Genomic DNA, 20,082 nt, shown 5'->3' with positions numbered 1-20,082 from the left:
CATGACTCCTGTGGAGGTGGCTTGCCGGGCGCGGCTCAATGGGCCAGCGCGGCGGATACCTTCTGTTCCAGCTCGCTCTTGTCGATGGGTTTTACGCAATAGTCCGTCGCGCCAAGGTGCAGGGCCTGCCGGGCTGTTTCAATGGTCGGATATCCGGTGAGCATGATGACCCGGATCGTCGGGTCCGCACGCTTGAGTTCCTCCAGCACGCTGATCCCGTTGGTTTTTTTTAGATTTATGTCCAGGATTGCCAGATCCACCTGGTTTTTCCTGGCATACTGCAATGCTTCCAGCTCTTCGGTGAAGATTGCTACCTGGTGTCCTTTTTTGCTCAGGATTCGCTGGGTCAGTACGGCGGCATCCAGGACATCATCCAAGACGAAAATGTGTGCCATACATTTACCCTCTTTTTATCCGCAGGGTGCTTGGGCCAAAGGTTTATCCCGAGGCCGGAGCCAGGTCCGGCCCCACGGCGAGAAAAGGGAGGAGTACGCCGTGGAACCGGATCTGGACGATGGGTTTTTTAATAAACGCCCAGCAGGTTAAGGGCAAGCAGCAACAGCCCCGCGCAGGCAACGCGTTTCACCACCGTCGGGCTCACCCGTTTGGCGATCTGCGGGCCGAGGTAGCCCCCCAGCAAGGCGGCGGGAAACATGGCCAGAAAGAGCACCAGGTCGAAGTTGCCGAACTGCATGTGCCGGACGGTGCCCATGGCCGTGTTGAAGAAGATGGCCAAGAGCGAACTGCCGACCACGATGTACATGGGCAGCCCCAGGGCAACGGTCATCAACGGCACCATGAACGGGCCGCCGCCAAAGCCGAACATCGAGGACATGATGGCGATGAGAAAGCCGCCGAGGCAGCCGATCCACATGTTGACTTCAAATTCATGACCCCAGAAATCTACTTTCATAACGGATTCCTCCTGGTAATATTCTTATTTTTGTTGAAATCGCAAAAAGACGCGCTTACAACGGTTATCCGTTGGTAACTCGTTGATTTTGCGTCGCGGACCGTTGGCCGCTTTCCCTTTTAGCGAGGCCGTCATTTTTGATCCGTGGGACAAGCCTTGGTGCCTTCTTCGCCCTTTTTGGCGCATTCTTCGGCCCGCTTCTTGAACTCTTTCAAGATGGCCTGTTCCTTCTTGTTTTTCTCAAGATAACCGGGGGTGGTCTGCCAGTACATCAGGCCTGACAGCACGATCAAAATCCAGCCAAAGGCGAACTTGAACTGGTCCAGGGTGATCATCTCGGTGAGTTTGGGGCCGATAAAGCCGCCCACCAGCATGGCGCAGCCGACGCCGATGCCGAGCTTCCAGTTGATGAACTTGATCTTCGAGTAGTTGAAGATGCCGGAGCCCTGGGAGAAGAGCACGGTGGGCATGACCGTACCTGCCACGATGGTGTGGGGCAGGGGGAAGAGCGTCACCAGGATGGGGTTCAAGATGAAGCCGCCGCCCGCGCCCATGAGCACGCCGAAGATGGAGATGGCCAGGCAGAGGATAAAGGGCCAGATCAGGTTGATGCTGGTGCCGGCGGAATCAAGGTACACGGTGGGAAAGGTCACGGCGTTCTCGAAGGTGGCGGGCTCGCTCTTGACCTTCTTGACCGTTTCCTTGTCGCCTTCCTTGATGCGTTCGGTGACGGCGGTGACAATGACACTGTATTTACCAGGGGCCTGGCCGGCAGGAACCTTGATCTTGGCGGTGTAGGCGCCGTCGGGCTGGGTTTCGACATTGGCGCTCAGCAGTTTGTCAACCTTGCCGAAACGGCCCTTTACCAGCTTCATGGACTCACTCTTGGTTGCCTTTTCGTCCATGGGATCCAGCAGGTCGCCGCGGGAGCCGATGATGCTGGCCATGATGGTGGCCTGGTAGCTGTCAATCTTGATCTTGGCCGGGGCGCTGTAAGCGGCGTCCGCGCCGACCTTCTTCAGCACCTCGGAGTACTTCCAATTTTTGCCGTCTGCCTTGGCCTTGTCCAGCTCCGGCTGCATGTCCTTGGGCACGAGGATCTTATAAAACGCCGGCATCTCGTGGGTCAGGTAAAACTTGTAGGGGATCTTGCCGGTTTTGGGATCTTTTTTGCCGTCGAAGCGATTGGCCCGCACCAACTTGTCGGCGGAATAGAATTCGACATAGACCTGGGCGCCGGCCGGGGCTTGGCCACTGACCATGATCTCGCCGCCGTTGGCCAGCGAGGTTTTGTCGAGAGTGACGGTTGGAGCAGGGGCAGCCTCTTTGGCCTGTGCCTGCGGGGTGATGGGCAAGGCCATCATCACCAGGGCGAGTAACGGCAATATACTGAACTTGACTTTCATACCATCCACCTCCTGTCTGAAATGAAAAAGTTGTAAAAGACGGCTGTTCCCTAAGTTCCCCCTGTTGTGCCGTTGCACCTCCTTCCTTTGTGTTTTTCACTGTCGGACAAGCGCGGACGGTTGCTGAACAAGGACGTTCGAGCCTGATGCGCTTTGGTTGATTTTGGAGAGGGGTTAAAACGTCTCCTCTCCAATAATGGGAGAGCAATAACAATGCCAATCCGGCGCGGCAGGAACAAGATTTGTTTATCTGTCTGATTCAGTGCGGATATTGTTGTTTTTTGTCATGGGCTGGTGCAGGGGAAAAGGCCAGGAAATGGGGCGGAATGTGCCGCAAAAAATAGGCGGCGCATATTTTTTGCGGCAGGGTGATTTTCTGTAAGAAAATGGCAGGGCTAACGGTTCGGCAACTGGGCGAAAATGGGCTTGTCTCTGCCTTTTCTGGTGGTCTTGCCCGGAGTCGCGCTTTGCTCGCTTACCTCTCCGGCGGGGTGCGGAATTTTTCCGCCGCGAGACCAAAGCGGTGCATGAGTTTTTGAAAAGCCTGGCGGTTCATGCCGCTTGCCTGGGCTGCGGCCGTGACATTGCCGTTGTTTTGCTGCAGGGCATCGGTCAGATAGGCGGCGGAGAAATCCTCCACCAACCGTTGTTTGGCGAGATTGTAGTGCAGGGTGTGGAGATTTTCGGTGATTGGACGGGGAGCGGAGGTCTCCTGCTCCGGTTCCATCAGCTGGGCGGCGGAGATGGTGCGGTCATCGGCAAGCAACACCGCCCGCTTGATAACATTTTGCAGTTCCCGGACATTGCCTTTCCAGTACCGTTTCACCAGGGCGGGGAGCGCATCCGCGGCAAAGACAAGGGCTTCGCGGTCGTATTCTTTGGTAAAGGTTGCGAGAAAATGCTGGGCCAGGGCAGGGATGTCTTCTTGTCGTTTCCGCAGGGGCGGCATGGTGATGGTCACCACGTTGAGGCGGTAGAAAAGATCTTCCCGGAAAAGCCCCTGGCGGATTTTTTCCTCCAGATTCTGGTTGGTGGAGGCGAGTACCCGGACATCAACGGCCAAGCTTTTTGTCTGGCCCAGGGGCATGATCTCTTTTTCCTGGAGAACCCGGAGCAACTTGGTCTGGAGCGTAGGGGGGAGGTCGCCTATCTCGTCCAGCAGAAGGGTGGAGCCATTGGCTTCGAGAAACAACCCTTTTTTGTCGTGGGTCGCCCCGGAAAAGGCGCCCTTGGCATAGCCGAAGAGTTCGCTTTCCAGAATATGTTCCGGCAGGGCGGGGCAGTTCACGGTGACCATGGGTTTTTTATTTCTGGCGCTCAGTCCATGCAGGGCTCGGGCGGCCAGCTCCTTGCCCGTACCCGATTCGCCCCGGATCAGCACGGTGACATCGGTATCGGCCAGTCGGCCGATCAGCCCGTAGACCTCCTTGATTTTTGCCGAGGCGCCGGTGAACCCGGGAAAGGCATCCTGGGATGCGAGCCGGCTTTGGAGCCGCCGATTTTTTTCAAGCAAGCAGAGGTGTTCCAGGCAGCGTTGCAGGGTATGGAGCAGATGTTCATTGTCAAAGGGTTTCTGGATAAAATCATAGGCCCCGCTTTTCAGGGCGGCAATGGCGGATTCCACCGTGCCGTAACCGCTCATCATGATCACGGCAACGGCTGGATAGCGGTCCTTGATTTTTTGCAGGAGCGCAAGGCCGTCCAGCCCTGGCATCTTGATGTCGGTCAGCACGAGGTCCGGCTGCCAGTCTGCCAAAAGCTGCCAGGCAGCCTCTCCAGAGGGTGCGGTTTTCACCTCGCACCGGCATTTTTTGCGCACGATCCGTTCCAGCATGGAGAGCATGTCGCGGTCATCATCAACGATGAGGATCGAGGCGGGAAACTCCCCTTCCGGGCAGGAAAAATTGGGTTGGTCAGCACTCAAGCAGCCATCTCCGGCAAGAGTCATGATGGGGAACAGATTATGAACAGCTCTCCATTGAATGCATCATTTGTCTAAAAAAATCAACATCTTCTTGCTGATTTTCAGGGTGGGTTCCGCTGGATATCGCTTGCGTCCGTCCGGGCAACCTGCTAATTGTGAGCATGCATCTGCACACTCTGACAGGGGGAGGATTCCGGATGAAAAAACACGTTTTCCTGCTGGCCTGCATCTGCCTGCTCAGCTGGAGTACTCCTGCCTGGGCGGTTCAGGCACATGGGCAGGCGGAAGGCCCGGTGGTTCACCTGATGGCCCACCTTCTCTTGTTTGTGGCCCTGTTGCTCTTGCTCTATGCCCTGCACACCAGGCCGCCGGATACCGGATTGTCCTGGAGATCCCTCAAGCTGTCGCTGCTTTTTTTTCTCCTCTGGGATTTGGATCATCTCTTCATCCACTGGGTTGCCGGGGATATGTACGCCGATATCCGGGACTCAGGCGTCAGTCTGGTGGGGGATTATTTTGTCGCCCCCCGGACCCTGCTCAATCTCTTCTATTACCTGGGGCGCTTTGACCACCTGCTCTGTGTTCCGGCCCTCTGGTTTTTCGCCAGCGCCATGCGCGATTTCTCCGAGGTTATCGAAAAGCGGCTCCAGAGCCGGACCGGACAGGTCCTCTGATGGAAGCGGCCTTCAACCTTCCCCTATTTCCCGTTTATCTGGTGGATTATCTCGGCGCCACCGTGATGGTCATCCTCGCTTTCTGCGCCCTGTTTTTTGCCAGGCGTCTTACCCGGCTGGAGCCAAAAAACATTCTCTGGGCCTATTTCTTTTGGTTTTCGCTGGTCATGGTGGTTTTTTCCCTTTCCCGCGGGGTGGGGCATCTTCTGCCCTATGTCTTCCGGCTTGTCGCCCTGCCGGAGCTGTGGAATGCCCTTGATCCTTACAGCGGCGGGCTGAATACCATCGCCCTCTGCGGAGTGGCCATCCTGACCCTCCACTATCATAACACGGCGATTCTCATCGACAGGGCCAAGAGCGATGCGCTCTCTCTGGAGATTGCCAATGAAAGGCTCAGGGAAGCGCATGCCGACCTCTCCCGCCTGAATCAGACCCTGGAACAGCAGGTGGAGGAGCGCACCCTTGATCTGCGGTTGTCCGAGGAGAAATTTCGCGGCTTCTTCGAAGGCTCGAAAGACATGATCTATTTTTGTGACGCAGCGGGCAGGTTCTGCGACATCAACGAGAGCGGGCTGCGCCTTTTGGGGGTGGCGCAACGGCAGGATCTTGTCGGGCAACCCCTGGCCGAGTTCTTTCTCGACCGGGAGCGCGGGGCGCAGTATCGGGCCCTGCTTGGCTCGGATGGTCAGGTCAAGGATTTCGAGGCGGAATTTGTCGGTCGGGAGGATGGCCCTTTGTATCTGATGATCACCGCCTCGGCTATTACGGATCGAGCCGGCGCGATTCAGGGGTATCAGGGGATCGCCAAGGATCTCACCCACTTCAAAAAGATGATGGAGCAGCTGGTGCACTCGGAAAAGATGACCTCGGTGGGGCAGCTCGCCGCCGGGGTGGCCCACGAAATCAATACCCCGCTCGGGATCATCCTTGGCTATGCCCAGCTGCTGGAGGAAGATTTTGCCGAGCAGACCGAGGTGCACGAGACCTTGGGGATCATTGAAAAACAGGCGAAGATCTGCCGGCGGATCGTTGCCGATCTGCTCAATTTCTCCCGCCAGACCCTGGAGCACAACAAATTGTCCGGTGATCTCAATCAGTGCCTCGAGGAGGTGCTGGCCATTGTCAACCACACCCTGAACATGGATCATATCTTCATCCACCGCTGCCTGGCCGAGAATCTGCCCAGAACCTGCTTTGACAACGAGCGTCTGCGTCAGGTTTTTGTCAACCTGCTGACCAATGCCCACCATGCCATCGGCAGCGAAGGGATCATCGGGGTGTGGAGCCGCTGGCATGAGGAGAGCAGGCAGATCGAGATCGTCATCGGCGACTCCGGCTCCGGCATCCCCCCGGATCAGTTGGGTCGCATTTTTGACCCGTTTTACACCACCAAAGGAGTGGGCAAGGGCACCGGGCTGGGGTTGTCCGTTTCCTTCGGCATCATTCAGGATCATAACGGCCGGATCGAGGTTAAATCCCCGCCCCTGGAGCCGGAACTCGTCGCCTTGGACATGCATACGACCTTTCATATCTTTTTGCCGATTATTGCCGAAGGTCAGGAAAAGGAGCAATAACGAGATGGCGCGGATTCTGGTCTTGGACGATGTGCTGGACGCTGGCGTTTTGATCCAGAGGATTCTTCAGAGGAAGGGCCATGTGGTGCATGTGTTCCATGACGAGGATGAGGCCCTCCGGTTCACGGAAAAAAACCCGGTGGACCTGGCGATTCTCGACATGAACCTGCGCAAGATGGACGGCCTTGCCGTGCTGGGCGAAATGCAGAAGGCGCTGCCGCGGTTGCCGGCCATCATGTTGACGGGGCTGCCCGACGTCGACATGGCCAAGCAGGCGTTTGCCCTTGGGGCTGTGGCGTATTGCGCCAAGCCCATCGACAAAGCCCGGCTGGAAGAGCGGGTTGCCGAGGCACTGCTGGTTGGGGCGGATCTTTTGGAGCAGTAAGTCTCACACCCCAGGCGGAGTGAGGCAGGCAATCTCCCGGAGAGGGATGCGTCGGTTCGGGTCCAGCCCCTGCGTGCGGCACCAGATATGATTGAGTTCAGAGAGACGTCCGTTGAAGTCGTCGAGAAACAAAAGGCTTTCCGGGGCAAAGGCATACTCGTCCGGGAAATTCAGCGGACAGGCCGAGACCTCGATGGCTTCGCGCTCTTCATCCACATAGGCCAGAGGCAATCCCTGGGTCCTGCAGATGACGGGGCGGGCTGCATAGACGCTGCACAGATCATCGATGAGCAGGGGACAGCGAGCATCGCCCTCCGCAAGGTTGCGGTTAAGTTGCTCTTGGCTGGCGAGCGGCAGGGCAACAATAGCTTCCCGCAGGCAAGCCGCTTCAATGGGCAGCACGCTGAAAGCCAAGCAACAGGAGGCGCAGCCCGGACCGCAGGAGAGGGTCGCCCCATGCATCTCCCCGATGCGGGCGATTTCCGTGTCAAGGGCGGCAATAAGCTGGTGGTAGTCTTGGATTAAGGTCATGGCGCAGTCATGATAAAAAAAGGGAATCACCCGCGTGCGGCTGATTCCCTTTAGAATTTCTGGCGTCCCCAACGAGATTTGAACTCGTGTCGCCGGCGTGAAAGGCCGGTGTCCTGGACCGGGCTAGACGATGGGGACAAATATCCATACAGAAAAATGGTGGGTCGTGCGCGACTTGAACGCGCGACTCTCTGCTTAAAAGGCAGATACTCTACCGACTGAGTTAACGACCCAACCTGTAGGAAAAGGCACTTTTACAACAGTCGGTTTTCCGTGTCAAGTATTTGCTGTCTTCTTTTTCCTTTTTTGTAACTGTCCAGCAGCACCGCATCTGCGTCGTTATCAGCCTGCTTATGTGCACCAGCACACGTCTCAGGCTTCTGCCTAGCAGCTCCGGTGCTGCTGGACAGTTACGCGCCACTTTCCGACCTCAGGCTGGATGGTTACCATTTTTTTGCCCTCGCCTTCTTCCCGACCGCTCTGCCGGATAACGGACTGAGCTTGGGTGATTATTGGGATTTTGCAACGGAGAATCCGCCGCTTAAATAGCTTGTGACGGTCGCCTGGGTCTGCTATATCTTCTGGTTTGTTGCGGATCAAGACAGGGCTTTTGCGTGGAGCAGGGCTTTTTTTTCTGACTATTTACTTTTGGGTGCGCCATGGGGTTGTTGGCCAGATCGGCAAGTTATGTCCGCTATGCGGTGGAGGGGGATTTGCCCGCGAATTTCTGGGAGTTCGCTGCCGAGCGGATCGCCAGAAATTCCTTTCGGGATATTGACGAGAGCTACGAAGAGCGCTCCGTGGGCTGGGTTTCCGTGCTCAATATGTTCGACAGTGAGTTTGCCTATGCCTCCTACGCGGCGGCAGACCATGTCGTGCTTTCCCTGCGGATGGACGAGCGGATGGTGTCGTCCAAGGTGCTCAACAAGTTCTGTCTCAAGGAAGAGGAGCGGATCAAAAAGGAGCGGCAGATTCCCAAGCTGGCCCGTGCCCACCGGGTGGAGATCAAGGAGAGCGTCAAGCTGATGTTGATGAAAAAGGCGGCGCCGACCCCGGCGGTTTATGATCTCTGCTGGAATCTGGCCGAGGCCACGGTTCTCTTTTTTTCCACCAGCCAGAAGGCCCAGGAGCTGCTGGAGGAATTTTTCAAGCAAACCTTTGATCTCAGCCTGATGCTGCAGGTGCCGTATCTCACCGCCGAGCACCTGCTCGACGCCCCTGGCCGCGAGGCCCTGGCCGACATCACCCCCGCAATCTTCATTTGACCCCAGAGGCCTTACGCACATGGATTTACTTGATATAATTGATGAAAAACGATTTGTGGGCCAGGAGTTTCTTACCTGGCTCTGGTTCAAGAGCGAGGAGCGGGGGGGTACCATCTTTCTGCCCGAGGCTGGGGAGGATATCCAGCTGGTCTTTGAAAAGCACATGATGCTGGAGTACGGCGAAGGCGAGAACCGCGAGAAGCTGATCTGCCGGGGGCTGATGACCGAGTTGCAAGAGGCGCGCACCGGACTGGCCATGGGCAAGAAGCTGGAGCAGGCCCGGATCTTGCTGACCCGGGGGGAGTATGAATGGAATCTTTCCTTCAAGGCCACCCTCATGGAGTTCCGCAACGTAAAGCCGCCCAAAACCATGGGCTCCGCCGAAGAGGGCAACGACCCCGAGGCGGTGGAAGGCAGGCTGCTGGAGCATCTCAGCCTGCACGAGATGGTGGTGCGCACCGTGGATCAGCTGTTTCGAATGTTTCTTGAGCTGCGGATCGGCTCCGGCTGGGAGCAGGAACTGACCCGGGTTCAAGCCTGGGTGCGGAAAGGAAAAGAAACACACTGATCGGCGGTTGTGCCCTGTCGCCGGTTTCTATCAGGGAGAGAAGACCATGGAATTTGAAACCGTCATCGGCCTTGAGGTCCATGCCCAGCTCAAAACCAAGAGCAAGATTTTCTGCGGCTGCACCACCGCCTTCGGCAACCCGCCCAACACCAATACCTGCCCGGTCTGCCTCGGCATGCCCGGCGTGCTGCCGGTGCTGAACAAAACGGTGGTGGAGTACGCCATGAAGATGGCCCTTGCCACCAACTGCGTCATCGGCCCGCTGAACCAGTTCGCCCGCAAGAATTATTTCTATCCCGACCTGCCCAAGGGCTACCAGATCTCCCAGTTCGACCTGCCCATTGCCGAGCATGGCTGGGTGGAGGTCGAGGTGGACGGGAAAACCAGCCGAATCGGCCTCACCCGCATCCATATGGAAGAGGACGCAGGCAAGCTCATCCACGACGAACGCGAGCCGGTGAGCTATGTGGACCTCAACCGTACCGGGGTCCCGCTCATCGAGATCGTCAGTGAGCCGGATATCCGCTCACCGGAGGAGGCCGCGGCCTATCTCAAGAAATTACACGCCATCCTGCGCTACCTCGATATCTGCGACGGCAACATGCAGGAGGGCAGTTTCCGCTGCGACGCCAATATCTCGCTCAGGCCCGTGGGCCAGAAGGAGTTGGGCACCCGCACCGAGCTCAAGAATATGAACTCCTTCAAAAACGTGCAGAAGGGGCTGGAGTTCGAGGTGCGCCGCCAGCGCGACCTGCTGCTGGACGGGGGCAAGATCATCCAGGAAACCCTGCTCTGGGATGCGGACCGCAACGTGACCAACTCCATGCGCTCCAAGGAGGAGGCCCACGATTACCGCTACTTCCCGGACCCGGATCTGGTGCCGGTGGTGATCGATGCGGCGTGGATAGAGGCGGTCCGCGCCACCCTGCCCGAGCTGCCCGATGACCGGAAAAATCGCTTTACGGAACAGCTGGGGCTGCCGGCAGACGATGCCGCGGTGCTCACTTCATCCAAGGAGCTGGCCGATTATTTCGAGGCGGCCTATGCCCGTTACCCCAATGCCAAAAAACTTGGCAACTGGCTGATGACCGAGCTGATGCGGCTGATGAAGGGCGAGGAGGCCATGGATATCAGCCAGTGCCCGGTCTCTCCCGAGAATCTGGCTGCGCTTTTGGCCATGATCGATGCAGGCACCATCAGTGGCAAGATCGCCAAGACCGTGTTCGAGGAGATGATGCTCTCCGGCAAGGACCCGGAGAGTGTGGTCAAGGAGAAGGGTCTGGTGCAGATGAGCGACCAGGGCGAGATCATGGCCATCGTCAAAGAGATTATTGCCGCCAACCCCGAGCAGGCGGCGCAGTTCCGAGAGGGCAAGACCAAGGTCATGGGCTTTTTCGTGGGCCAGCTCATGAAGCAGACCGGGGGTAAGGCCAATCCGGGGCTGGCCAACGAGCTGTTTGTTAAGGCCCTGGCGGAGTAAGTCTGCTGTATTGTTCATTTCTTTGCTTGCCCAAAGAAACGAACCAAAGAAAGGGCCCCCGTGTCACTTGTCCCGCCGCAGGCGGGATGCCCTGTGCTCCTCGATGCTGCCGGGGCTTTGCAAACTCGGCTGCGCCTCAAACAGTGCAAATCCCTTTTCGGCAGCCTCTCCGGTGCTCGGCTGCGTGCCAATGGGATTTTACGTAACGTGCCACCGCATATGTGAAAACCTCCCGGAGTTCGTGGCCAAATATGGATAAAACCGACTGGCAGAAAAAAGGCGACGGCCATAGGCAGCGGCTGCGGGACAGGTTTCTCGGCCACGGCCTGGACGGCTTTACCGACGCCGAGGTGCTGGAGCTGCTCCTGTCCCTGGGCACCCCGCGCAAGGATTGCAAGGAGAGTGCCCGTTTGCTGCTCAAGCAGTTTGGCACCCTGGCTCAGGCCCTGGATGCCAGCCAGGCGGAGCTTGCGCTGATCGACGGCATCGGGCCCAAGAACGGTTTTGCCCTGCACTTTGTCCAGGCTGTGGCCCGGCGCTACCTGAGGCAGCGGCTGGTGGCCAAGGAGTACCTCCGCTCCTCCCGCGAGGTGGGGGAGTATCTGGTCCATTCCATGCGCGGGCTCAAGCGCGAGGTGCTGATGGCGGTTTTCCTCGATGCCTCCTTAGGGATCATCGATACCCAGCTGGTGGCGGAGGGCACCCTGGCCAGCAACACCGTGCACCCCCGGGAGTTGATCAAGCTCGCCCTGGGGCACCATGCCGCCTCGGTGGTCATCGCCCACAACCACCCCTCCGGCAGCCTGACCCCTTCGGCCGAGGATACCCGGCTTACCCGCCATCTCTTCATTGCCCTAGCCTTTGCCGGGATTCAGCTTCTCGATCATCTCATCGTTGGGGAGAGCGAGCAGCCGTTCAGTTTCGCCGACCATGGGTTGCTGGAGGATATCCGCCGCCAGAGCCGTCCGCTTATCGCCGGCGAATGACGGGGTCTGCGGCCATGTCCACTGCCTTCACGCCGGCCAGCGGCGAAGAATCGCCCGGCCTCTATCTCCACATCCCCTTCTGCAAAAGCCGCTGCGCCTATTGCTCCTTCAATTCCTATGCCTGCCAGGCCCCTCCCGCCGCATACCTTGTCGCCCTTGCCAGCCAGATCCGTTACTGGGCCGACCAACAGTGGTGCCGGGAGCGGAGTTTTTCTACCCTCTTCATCGGCGGCGGCACCCCGACCATTTATGGCGGCAGCGAGCTGGCCGCCCTGGTCGGCCAGTGTCTGGAATCCTTCAACTTCACGGAAGATGCCGAGATCACGGTGGAGGCCAACCCCAACACCGTCACCATCCAGGCGCTCACCGCCCTGCGCCGGGCCGGGGTCAACCGCCTGAGTCTCGGGGTGCAGGCCTTTTCCGACCGGTTGCTGGCCGGGCTTGGCCGGAGTCACACGACGGCCGAGGCCAACGCCGCCATCAAGGCCGGTCGCCAGGCCGGGTTTGCCAATATCAATCTGGATTTGATGTACGGTCTGCCCGGCCAGAGCGTGGCGGACTGGCAGGACAGCCTGGCCCAGGCCATTGCCCATGGGCCGGAGCATCTGGCCTGCTATGAGCTGACCATTGAGGAGGGAACTCCCTTTGGTCGGCTGGTGGAAAGGGGCGAACTCCTTCTGCCCGCTGAGGAGGAGGCCCTGGCCATGGCGGAACTCACCCATGATTTTCTGGCCCAGGCTGGATTGGCGCGCTACGAGATCTCCAACTACGCCGCATCGGGGCGGGAGTGTCGCCACAACCTTAACTACTGGCAAAACGGTGATTATCTCGGCCTGGGGGCCGGGGCGGTTTCCTCTCTCTCCGGGTTCAGGTTCAGCACGGCGGAGGAGCCCGAGGCGTTTGCCGGGCTGGTCCAGAAAGGAGAGCTGCCGCTTGCCGAGGGGGAATGCCTGCCGCTTGCGGCCCGATTCCGGGAAAGCGTGGTCATGGGGCTCAGGATGATCCAAGGGGTTTCCTTTGCCCCGCTCCAGCGCCGGTTTGGTTTGACGCCGCCAAGCTATTATGGGAAGATACTGGACGATTTACAGCAGCAGGGGCTGGTCGCGGTCAGCCAAGGCAGTCTGCGCCTTACCAAGGTAGGTTTGCCCGTGGCCAATCAGGTGTTGGCTCGGCTTGTCTGATAGAGTTATGTGGAGAGGATGTTTCACCAGGGGGGCAGTCAATGATTTTTCCCGCTAACACCATTGCCAGGAAACTGCTGGTCACCATGTCGCTGGTGGTTGCCGGAGTGGTTCTGGTCTTGGGCGGTTTCCAAATCATGCAGGAGTATGGCCGCTACCGGAGCAAGGTCGATGCGCTTTGGGGGCAGCAGATTGAGGCGCGCAAGAAACAGCTGGAAGTGCAGGTTGCCGAGGCGATCTCCTACATCGAGTTTAAGAAGGCCCAAGTGCGGGCCCGGGTGCAGGGGAGTCTTGAATCCAGGGTGCTGGATGCGTATGGGGTAGCGAGCCATCTCTACGAGATCGGCAAGGGCTCACATAGCGCCAAGGAACTCCGCACCCTGGTGCGGGAAACTCTGCGCAAGCAGCGGTTTAACAACGGTCGGGGCTACTTTTTCATCTTTGCCATGGACGGGACGGTGCTGCTCCATGCGGCCCAGCCGGAACTGGAGCAGAAAAATCTCCTGGCCCTGCAGGATACCGAGGGCACCTTCGTCATCCGGGAGATGATCTCCCTTGCCCGGAGCAAGGGAGAGGGCTTTGTCCCCTACCGCTGGTCAAAGCCGGGTTTTCCGCCCGACCAGGAGTTCGAGAAGATTTCCTTTATCAAATACCTGCCGCAACTTGACTGTTTCATCGGGGCGGGTGAATACCTGGAAGACACCGAGGCGGAGGTCAAGGCAGAGGCGCTGGAGCGCATTGAAAAAATGCGTTTCGGCGGCGGCGAGTATGTCTTTGTCGGGCAGTGGGACGGGGTTGCCCTGACCTATCCGAGCAAGGGGAGCAATATGCTCGGGGTAACCGATGTCAACGGGGTGAAGATCGTCGAAGAAGCCATCGCCCTGGCCCGGAAAGAGGGCGGTTTTCTTTGGTATGTGATGCCAAAACTGGGCGAGGAACGCAACTCCTTGAAACTCAGCTACGTGCGCGGGGTCAAGGATTGGCAATGGTACGTCGGGTCGGGAATCTATCTCGATGATCTTGAGGCGGCCAGCGTCGGTGCCAGGCGACAGTTGCGGCATGAAATCGTCCTTATTGTCGGCCAGGCTTTGCTGTTGGTCTTTGCCTCCCTCCTGATCGGGTTGCTGATTGTCCGCAAAATGGCAGGGCGAATCCAACAGGCCTTTGCCGCCTTTGAAACCTTTTTTGACAAGGCGGCCCGGGAAAAGGTGGAAATGGAGACCTCAGGCCTCCATTTTGCTGAGTTTCGCTCCTTGGCCAAGGCGGCAAACCAGATGCTGGCCAAGCAACGGCTCATGGAAGAGGGGTTGCGGAAAAGCGAGGAAAAATATCGGATTTTGATCGAAACCACCGGCACCGGCTTTGTGAAGCTCGATGGCGAGGGGAGGGTGCTGGACGCCAATCAGGAGTATGTGCGATTGGTTGGGTACCAAAATCCGGCGGAGATTCTTGGCCGCCGGGTGTTCGAGTGGACGGCGGCCCACGATCTGGCCAGGAATCGGGAAGCGTTGGAGGAATGCGCCAACCGGGGCTTTATTCGCCATCTGCAAGTCGATTATGTCGATGGCCGGGGAGAGTCCACCGCCGTGGAAATTAATGGTACGCGGGTGTACAACAGCGACGGGCAAATGGAGATCATTGCCATCTGCCATGACATCGGCGGGCGGAAGCGGTTGGAAGAGCAGTTGCGGCAGGCCCAAAAGATGGAGGCCATCGGTATCCTGGCCGGAGGGATTGCCCATGATTTCAACAACATTCTTGCCGCCATTATCGGGTATGCCGAGATGGCGAAAAGGAGTCTGCCGCAAGAGGCTGGCAGCGCCGGAGCCGATATTCAGCAGGTTCTGCTGGCCGGGCTGCGGGCCAAGGATCTGGTGAAGCAGATTCTCGCCTTCAGCCGGAAAGGCGGGGAGGAGCGGAGTCTGATCTCGCCCAAGCCCATTGTCAAGGAGGCGCTCAAGTTTATGCGGGCCTCGATCCCGGCGAGCATTGAAATCCGCGAGGAGATTGATCCGGACTGTGGCACCATCCTGGCCAATCCCACGAATATCCATCAGATCGTGGTGAACCTCTGCACCAACGCCTTCCATGCCATGGAGGAGGCGGGGGGAGTCCTGACCGTGGTTCTGAAGAATGTGGAACGGGAGGAAGGCGAGCTTGCCGGGGAAGGCGACCTGCTGCCGGGGCAGTATGTGCTGTTCAGCGTCCGCGACACCGGGCCAGGGATGACCCCGGAGGTCCTCGCCCGGATTTTTGATCCGTATTTCACCACCAAGGGGGTGGGTAAGGGCTCGGGCATGGGACTGGCAGTGGTGCATGGCATTGTCAAGAATTATGGCGGCATGGTGCAGGTGGAAAGCGAGGTGGGCGTTGGGACGGTTTTTCACGTCTATCTGCCGCGGATCGGCAAGGGCGCGGCTGTAGCGGATAGCATACAGGAATGGACGCTTCCTTCCGGCCAGGAAAGGATTCTTTATGTGGATGATGAGGCAAGCATTGCCGAAATGGGCAAGGCCATGCTTTCCGGGCTTGGCTACCGGGTAACGGCACGATTCGGCCCACTTGAGGCTCTGGAAGAGTTTCGCCGCCAGCCTGGGGATTTTGATCTGTTGATCACCGACCAGACCATGCCCAAGATGTCCGGGGTGCAACTTGTCCAGGAGGTTCGAAAAATCCGGCCCGATCTGCCGGTGATCCTCTGTACCGGGTACAGCGCGGCAATCGGCGAGGATTCGGCGCTGGGGATGGGTATCCGTCATTTCATCATGAAGCCCCTTACCATGCGGATGCTGGCCGAAAAGGTGCGGAAGGCCTTGGAAGGAAAAGGGTAAAAGGGGCAAAATAAGGCGGTGGGTGACTATTCCGCTTGCCGTCGGAATTGGACGAAAATCACGAAAAGTAAGTGTGCAGCAGTGCTGCAGATGCGAGGAAGAGGCCTGCGAAGTGTGCTATTGCACATGAGCCGGTCGATGACAAAGCAGATGGGGTGCTGCGGAACAGTTACTGCGGCGGGAGAGAATGGCGAAAGAGAAGATAGCGTATGTCTGCAGCGCCTGCAACGGAGTGTTCAGCAAATGGGCGGGGCAGTGCGACGGCTGCGGCGCCTGGGACACCCTGGCCGAACAGCAGCCCTCCTCCGTGGCGGCGGGCCGTTTTCAGGGCTATTCTGGCTCCCTGGCCCAGGTGCAGACCATGGCCCAGGTGGGCAAGGACGAGCTGGTCCGCTTTTCCACCGGCATGGGCGAGCTGGACCGGGTTTTGGGCGGTGGTCTGGTGCCGGGCTCGGTGGTGCTGATCGGCGGCGATCCGGGAGTGGGCAAGTCCACCGGCTTGCTCCAGGTTTGCTGCAACCTGAGCCTTACCCGCAAATGTCTCTATGTGACCGGCGAGGAGTCGCTCCAGCAGATCGCCATGCGCGCCAGGCGGCTTGGTCTGCCGGACCAGGCCCTGCTCCTGCTGGCCGAAACCCGAGTGGAGGATATCTGCGCCACCGCGCTCAAGGAGCGGCCCGAGGTCATGGTGATTGATTCCATCCAGACCATGCAGGTGGCGGATAGCCAGTCCGCGCCGGGCAGCGTCAGCCAGGTGCGGGAGTCCGCAGCCCTGCTCACCCAATTCGCCAAGCAGACAGGGGTGGCCATCTTCCTGGTGGGCCATGTCACCAAGAGCGGTGATCTGGCCGGGCCCAGGGTGCTGGAGCACATCATCGACGTGGTCTGCTACATCGAAGGCGGCGGGGACAGTCGTTTCCGGGTGATGCGGGCGGTGAAGAACCGTTACGGCGCGGTGAACGAGCTGGGGGTCTTCGCCATGACCGACAAGGGTCTGCGCGAGATTTCCAACCCCTCGGCTATCTTTTTGTCCCGCAACGCCGAAGCCATGCCCGGCAGCGTGGTCATGGCGATCTGGGAGGGCAGCCGCCCCCTGCTCGTGGAGATGCAGGCCCTGGTGGACGATAGCCACAGCGAGAATCCCAGGCGGGTTACGGTGGGGCTGGAGCAGAACCGGCTGGCCATGCTCCTGGCCGTGCTGCACCGCCACGGCTCCATCGCCACCTACGGCCAGGATGTGTTCATCAACGTGGCGGGCGGGGTGCGGGTCAGCGAAACCAGTGCCGATCTCCCCCTGCTCCTGGCGGTTTTTTCCAGCCTGAAAAACAAGCCCCTGCCCGTGGAGCTGGTGGCCTTCGGCGAGGTGGGTCTCTCCGGCGAGATCCGCCCGGTGCCCAGCGGCCAGGAACGCTTGCGGGAGGCGGCCAAGCACGGCTTTAAAAAGGCGATTGTCCCCCTGGCCAATGTGCCCAAGGGCGGGGTCAAGGGCATGGAGATCATCGGGGTCAAGAAATTGGCCGAGGCCATCGAGGCGGTCCGCTAAAGTCGTCGTAAACGTCCAGCAGCACCACATCTGCTTTGTCATCGGCCTGCTCATGTGCAATAGCACACTTCGCAGGCCTCTTTCGCGTATCTGCGGCACTGCTGAACGTTTACAATTTAGAGTGTGGGCCATGTTTCTTCCCTGCCGGGAGTCCTTCAAGCATTGTTGAAATCGCAAACGGCCGCGATTACAACGGTTATCGCGTTGTAACCCTTTGATTTTGCGTTACGGACCTGGGCCTTTTTCCTTTTTGCGAGCGTGCATCAAGCATTGACAGCCCATTTTTGAAATGGTACATAACTGACGGACTTGAGGGAGGAATGGCCGAGTGGTTTAAGGCGGCGGTCTTGAAAACCGTTGTGCGAAAGTACCGTGGGTTCGAATCCTACTTCCTCCGCCAACAACAAGCATATAAGAATCGTGGAGAGCTGACCGAGTAAGGCCGAAGGTGCTCGCCTGCTAAGCGAGTGTAGGATCAAAAGTTCTACCGAGGGTTCGAATCCCTCGCTCTCCGCCACATTCATTTGCGGAGCAATCCGTTTGCGTTACAACAAAAAAACCCGCGCCAGAAATGGTGGCGGGTTTTTTTGTGCCTGGATCATATTTCGATTGGCAGGAAAGGAGTCCGTGTGTCAGGATAGTAAAGGTGTGGACAGGAAAAGGGAGCGAAGCCCGGTTTTTTTGAGCGGGTGATGAAAGCAGTCAAAATGCCGTAACATAAACCGCACGGGCTAACTCGGCGTTCGAGGCGACCTGAACGTTGATCAGAAATAAAAGGATACGGTAAAAGTGAATGCCTTTTTGTACTAAACATAAAGGAGCTTAACATGAAAAGAGTAACTTGTTTTCTACTGGCGTTTATTTCCTTTTGGGTTCTCGGCAACCAAGCCCTTGCCGTGACTGACGAGCAATTGGGCAATAAAGCAGATTCAATCGAGAAAAAAGCGAAAACCGAGAAAAAAGAAAAAACCGAACAGTCAAGTAAAGACACAGAAAAAAGTGACGAACAGAAAAAGAGGGACGAAAACTATACAGTTCACAAAACCGGAGAAGGCCACGGTGGAGTTCCCACAAGCGGGGGCTTCAAGCCGTAATAACGATAAAGCTGTTCCATCGTCCGGTGATATAAAGCTTGCCCCTTTAAAGATGAATATCAATCAAAGGAAAAAGGGGGCAGTTCAATCTGGCTCCTTCTTTTCTTTGACCTGGTTTAGGGCAAGCTTTATCGGTAACTTCGCAGAGGACTGACCCATGGCAGATAACGAGGAGAGCAAACACGACCATTTTAACGAGCTGGATGAAATGGAAGAAACCTTCGTCCCATTGCAGGTCGAGCTCGGTGAAAATTTCGCCTCTAAAAATCCTGAGATAGTCAAGGAACTCTCGAAGCATCAATTGCTTTATTCCATAGCGGGCCTGATTGTGGGCGCGGGATGCATGCTCGGCGGCATTGTCTTGTTTTTAAATGGAGTAACCGGGTCCACCAGTTGGACAGCGAAACTCCTGGGCGCCGAGAGTCAGTTGAGCGACGCGGCACCGGGCGCAGTGCTTTTCATCGTCGGCTTATTTATTGTCTTGATCACCAAGTATGTATTTAACGTCAAGAAAAACGCCTGATAACAGGGCCATTTTTCATTTTGCCTAGGGCGGCCATGAGCTACAAGCTAGAGTGATCCGATGTCTGCAACAGCGGAACAAGAAAATCTTATATGTGCCAATTCGGGCCGGAGGCTGTGTACCCTTGTCGTCACGCACCAGTGCAACCTTAACTGCGTCTATTGCTACGAAGCCCATAAATCGAATAAGTCGATGCCAATCGAGGTTGCCAAGAAAGTCGTTGCCTCAGAATTTGAGTTTGTCGCTCGCTCTGATCAATTCCAGGAATTGGTAATCGATTTTTTTGGGGGTGAGCCATTGATTCAGTTCGACTTGCTCAAAGAGGTCGCGGAATGGGTCTGGTCAGCCCCCCGCCCGGTTCCCTACCTCCTTTTTTCCACAACGAACGGGACGTTGCTTGATCAGCGAATGAAGCAATGGTTCCGCCGCCATAAAGAGCGGCATTACCTGAGTCTGAGTCTCGATGGAACGCCAGACATGCACAACGCCAATCGCGGGCACAGCTCGGAGCGAATCGATCTGGATTTTTTTCAAGAAAATTGGCCGGATCAGCCCGTCAAAATGACCGTTTCCTGCGAAACGATCAGCTCGTTGGCAGAGGGAATCGTGTACCTACAGGAAAAAGGATTCAAGGTTGGGGCAGGCTTGGGGTATGGCATGCCGTGGGATGATGAATCGGTTGCGGAATACGGGAGACAACTTCGCAAGCTGACGGAGTATTACTTGGCGCATGCGCAGGTGCCGCCCGTTTCGCTGCTCGACCTTCCGATCGAACAGGTCCTGAGATCCCGGACAGCCATGCAGAAGAAATACTGCGGCACCGGCACCCACATGGCAACCTACGATGTGGACGGCAAGGTATATCCCTGCCATCTGTTCATGCCCCTCGTCCTGGGGGCAGCCAAGAGTGACGACTTGCGGGCGATTGCGTTCCAGGAAAACGCGACGGTAACGGATCGGCGTTGTGCCGGCTGTGTTCTTGGGGAAATCTGCCCCACCTGTTACGGCTTTAACTACAAGCTGACCGGCGATGTGGCACTCAGGGATCAAGTGATGTGCCGGCTCTTCAAGGAGCAGGCTTTGGCAAATTGTTGGTATCAGGCGCAATTGCTCAAACGGAAACGAAAGAGCGAATCCCTGTCGCTCGATGAGGTGAGAAAAGCCAAGGCTTGCGTAATAATCATGGAACAACTATCATTGTAGC

The 20,082-nt window shown here is 57.7% G+C and carries 18 protein-coding genes and 4 tRNA genes; 15 read left to right on the top strand and 7 right to left on the bottom strand.

Annotated features, from left to right (window positions below):
- Positions 1-35: 35 nt before the first annotated feature.
- The 4 genes from ACZ46D_RS09970 to ACZ46D_RS09955 form a co-directional block, all read right to left on the bottom strand.
- Positions 36-395 (bottom strand): response regulator, encoded by a 360-nt coding sequence (locus ACZ46D_RS09970; RefSeq protein ID WP_464927287.1) that lies wholly within the window; start codon positions 393-395, stop codon positions 36-38.
- 128 nt (positions 396-523) lie between these two features.
- Positions 524-913: a sulfite exporter TauE/SafE family protein gene (locus ACZ46D_RS09965; protein WP_464927286.1), complete on the bottom strand. Its 390-nt coding sequence runs from the start codon at positions 911-913 to the stop codon at positions 524-526.
- 131 nt (positions 914-1,044) lie between these two features.
- Complete coding sequence (locus ACZ46D_RS09960) at positions 1,045-2,319, bottom strand: sulfite exporter TauE/SafE family protein (protein ID WP_464927285.1); 1,275 nt, start codon at positions 2,317-2,319, stop codon at positions 1,045-1,047.
- Positions 2,320-2,794: 475 nt separating this feature from the next.
- A complete protein-coding gene (locus ACZ46D_RS09955) occupies positions 2,795-4,243 on the bottom strand; it encodes a sigma-54-dependent transcriptional regulator (protein WP_464927284.1) in 1,449 nt (482 codons plus the stop codon).
- A 197-nt stretch (positions 4,244-4,440) separates the two neighbouring features.
- Between ACZ46D_RS09955 and ACZ46D_RS09950 the strand changes: the two genes are divergently transcribed.
- Genes ACZ46D_RS09950 through ACZ46D_RS09940 form a run of 3 tightly spaced genes read left to right on the top strand, consistent with a single transcriptional unit; the run spans position 4,441 to position 6,876 of the window.
- The gene (locus ACZ46D_RS09950) at positions 4,441-4,917 is read left to right on the top strand and encodes a hypothetical protein (RefSeq protein WP_464927283.1); all 477 of its coding nucleotides are present in this window, start codon (positions 4,441-4,443) and stop codon (positions 4,915-4,917) included.
- Complete coding sequence (locus ACZ46D_RS09945) at positions 4,917-6,491, top strand: two-component system sensor histidine kinase NtrB (protein ID WP_464927282.1); 1,575 nt, start codon at positions 4,917-4,919, stop codon at positions 6,489-6,491. Before ACZ46D_RS09950 ends, ACZ46D_RS09945 begins: the two co-directional genes overlap by 1 nt.
- A gap of 4 nt (positions 6,492-6,495) precedes the next feature.
- Positions 6,496-6,876, top strand: a complete 381-nt coding sequence (locus ACZ46D_RS09940) for a response regulator (RefSeq protein ID WP_464927281.1) — start codon at positions 6,496-6,498, stop codon at positions 6,874-6,876.
- Between the two features lie 3 nt (positions 6,877-6,879).
- Here ACZ46D_RS09940 and ACZ46D_RS09935 read toward each other — a convergent pair whose 3' ends face one another.
- From ACZ46D_RS09935 to ACZ46D_RS09925, 3 genes are all read right to left on the bottom strand, one after another.
- A complete protein-coding gene (locus ACZ46D_RS09935) occupies positions 6,880-7,407 on the bottom strand; it encodes a YkgJ family cysteine cluster protein (RefSeq protein ID WP_464927280.1) in 528 nt (175 codons plus the stop codon).
- Positions 7,408-7,467: 60 nt separating this feature from the next.
- Positions 7,468-7,545 (bottom strand) — tRNA-Glu (locus tag ACZ46D_RS09930).
- 19 nt (positions 7,546-7,564) lie between these two features.
- Positions 7,565-7,640, bottom strand: a tRNA-Lys gene (locus tag ACZ46D_RS09925).
- A 426-nt stretch (positions 7,641-8,066) separates the two neighbouring features.
- Between ACZ46D_RS09925 and rdgC the strand changes: the two genes are divergently transcribed.
- The 12 genes from rdgC to ACZ46D_RS09865 all read left to right on the top strand — a co-directional run bounded on the left by rdgC (position 8,067) and on the right by ACZ46D_RS09865 (position 20,081).
- Complete coding sequence (gene rdgC, locus ACZ46D_RS09920; protein ID WP_464927279.1) at positions 8,067-8,672, top strand: recombination-associated protein RdgC; 606 nt, start codon at positions 8,067-8,069, stop codon at positions 8,670-8,672.
- Positions 8,673-8,691: 19 nt separating this feature from the next.
- The gene (locus ACZ46D_RS09915) at positions 8,692-9,240 is read left to right on the top strand and encodes a hypothetical protein (RefSeq protein ID WP_464927278.1); all 549 of its coding nucleotides are present in this window, start codon (positions 8,692-8,694) and stop codon (positions 9,238-9,240) included.
- A 46-nt stretch (positions 9,241-9,286) separates the two neighbouring features.
- The gene (gene gatB, locus ACZ46D_RS09910; protein ID WP_464927277.1) at positions 9,287-10,720 is read left to right on the top strand and encodes an Asp-tRNA(Asn)/Glu-tRNA(Gln) amidotransferase subunit GatB; all 1,434 of its coding nucleotides are present in this window, start codon (positions 9,287-9,289) and stop codon (positions 10,718-10,720) included.
- A gap of 251 nt (positions 10,721-10,971) precedes the next feature.
- Positions 10,972-11,706, top strand: a complete 735-nt coding sequence (radC, locus tag ACZ46D_RS09905; RefSeq protein WP_464927276.1) for a RadC family protein — start codon at positions 10,972-10,974, stop codon at positions 11,704-11,706.
- 14 nt (positions 11,707-11,720) lie between these two features.
- The gene (hemW, locus tag ACZ46D_RS09900; RefSeq protein ID WP_464927275.1) at positions 11,721-12,887 is read left to right on the top strand and encodes a radical SAM family heme chaperone HemW; all 1,167 of its coding nucleotides are present in this window, start codon (positions 11,721-11,723) and stop codon (positions 12,885-12,887) included.
- 41 nt (positions 12,888-12,928) lie between these two features.
- Positions 12,929-15,718 (top strand): cache domain-containing protein, encoded by a 2,790-nt coding sequence (locus ACZ46D_RS09895; RefSeq protein ID WP_464927274.1) that lies wholly within the window; start codon positions 12,929-12,931, stop codon positions 15,716-15,718.
- A gap of 187 nt (positions 15,719-15,905) precedes the next feature.
- Positions 15,906-17,261 carry a DNA repair protein RadA gene (gene radA / locus ACZ46D_RS09890; protein WP_464927273.1) on the top strand — a complete coding sequence of 452 codons (1,356 nt, stop codon included), beginning with the start codon at positions 15,906-15,908 and terminating at the stop codon, positions 17,259-17,261.
- Between the two features lie 314 nt (positions 17,262-17,575).
- Positions 17,576-17,661, top strand: a tRNA-Ser gene (locus tag ACZ46D_RS09885).
- Positions 17,662-17,683: 22 nt separating this feature from the next.
- A tRNA-Ser gene (locus tag ACZ46D_RS09880) sits at positions 17,684-17,778 on the top strand.
- A gap of 310 nt (positions 17,779-18,088) precedes the next feature.
- Positions 18,089-18,355: a hypothetical protein gene (locus ACZ46D_RS09875; protein ID WP_464927272.1), complete on the top strand. Its 267-nt coding sequence runs from the start codon at positions 18,089-18,091 to the stop codon at positions 18,353-18,355.
- A 157-nt stretch (positions 18,356-18,512) separates the two neighbouring features.
- A complete protein-coding gene (locus ACZ46D_RS09870; protein WP_464927271.1) occupies positions 18,513-18,878 on the top strand; it encodes a hypothetical protein in 366 nt (121 codons plus the stop codon).
- 60 nt (positions 18,879-18,938) lie between these two features.
- A complete protein-coding gene (locus ACZ46D_RS09865; protein WP_464927270.1) occupies positions 18,939-20,081 on the top strand; it encodes a radical SAM protein in 1,143 nt (380 codons plus the stop codon).
- Position 20,082 lies beyond the last annotated feature (1 nt).

The sequence above is a fragment of the Thiovibrio sp. Mzg5 genome, assembly GCF_055379285.1.
The sequence above is the reverse complement of the archived record's forward strand: the minus strand, read 5'-3'. Positions and strand labels throughout refer to the sequence as shown.